Raw genomic sequence first — 1,089 nt, forward strand, 5'->3', positions numbered from 1 at the left:
CAAGAATGATTTTTAAATCATTCCTTGGGTCTCCACTTTTATTATCCATTTTATTACTCCTCCCAGAAAATTTATATTTACGTCAGGTGTTCGATAACAAGCGTTGAAATACCTTGTTACATTAACCTGCCAGTTATTTCAACAAGAGAAAAGCGATAACCTTTTATTAAGCTATCGCCTCCGTTAGTTCAATATACACTATAAATACGGGTCACGATGCCACTTGTCTTCTCCCATAATCCTGTCAATGATATGATGTTCATCCCAAACGGCTGCGATTTCCATTCCTTCACATTCAGCCTTAGTAGCTTTTCGCATTTCTCCTTTATGATAGACTGAATATTCGCCAGAGATAGGGTCGATAACACATTGCGGAGGCGGAAAGGCATCGTCCTCACTTTCAAAAGAACGATTATCAACAACAGTCCAATTTTCGGATTTTAATACAGAATCATAAACACCAACAATAAACTGATAATCTTCAGTTTCAGGAATGTCTTCGATATTTTCCCCGATATGCTTATAAATTCCGATACCAGCGTCTTTAAATCTTCTTCCAAAAGCATATTTTCCATTAGGTAAAGGAATTGCATAAACATCTCCAAGTTTTATTCTTCTTCTACGCTTTTTTTCAGCCATACTCGTATTCCCCTTATATGTTCTTCACTTAAAATTTATTAAAGTATACTGCCAGTTACTTCAACAAAGAAAGGTGATAACCTCTATTACTTCGTTAGCTCAATACCAGAATAGTGTTTAGTTTTGATTTGGGATTAAATTCCTTATTATCAATGTAACAGAAAATACTATTAGTAATATGAATCCTGCTAATGACAAATAGTTGGAAAGTACAACAAGAAACTCTCCAAATATATATCCTCCATATCCACCTGGAAATATTCCGAGTTTAGCGTAACTAAATATCGGAGTATTTAGTAAAGCAAGCAAAGCACTTCCTAAAATGCAATAAAGCAAATTACTATTTTTACTCATTGATACCTCTCCTTTTTAGTACAATAGATAAATTATTTCAAATAGACAGGCACTCTTCTACTAAACTGCCCGTTAGTCGAATAAGGATACGATGTG

Annotated in this window: 2 protein-coding genes; both read right to left on the reverse strand. The window is 34.4% G+C overall.

Annotated elements, in window-relative coordinates; translation table 11 throughout:
* Window positions 1–198 precede the first annotated feature (198 nt).
* A complete protein-coding gene (locus JCM9157_RS23040) occupies window positions 199–639 on the reverse strand; it encodes an Imm26 family immunity protein (RefSeq protein WP_035668878.1) in 441 nt (146 codons plus the stop codon).
* Window positions 640–756: 117 nt separating this feature from the next.
* Window positions 757–993: a hypothetical protein gene (locus JCM9157_RS23045; protein ID WP_052013336.1), complete on the reverse strand. Its 237-nt coding sequence runs from the start codon at window positions 991–993 to the stop codon at window positions 757–759.
* Window positions 994–1,089 lie beyond the last annotated feature (96 nt).

Source organism: Halalkalibacter akibai JCM 9157, assembly GCF_000513135.1.
GTDB lineage: Bacteria > Bacillota > Bacilli > Bacillales > Bacillaceae_D > Halalkalibacter > Halalkalibacter akibai.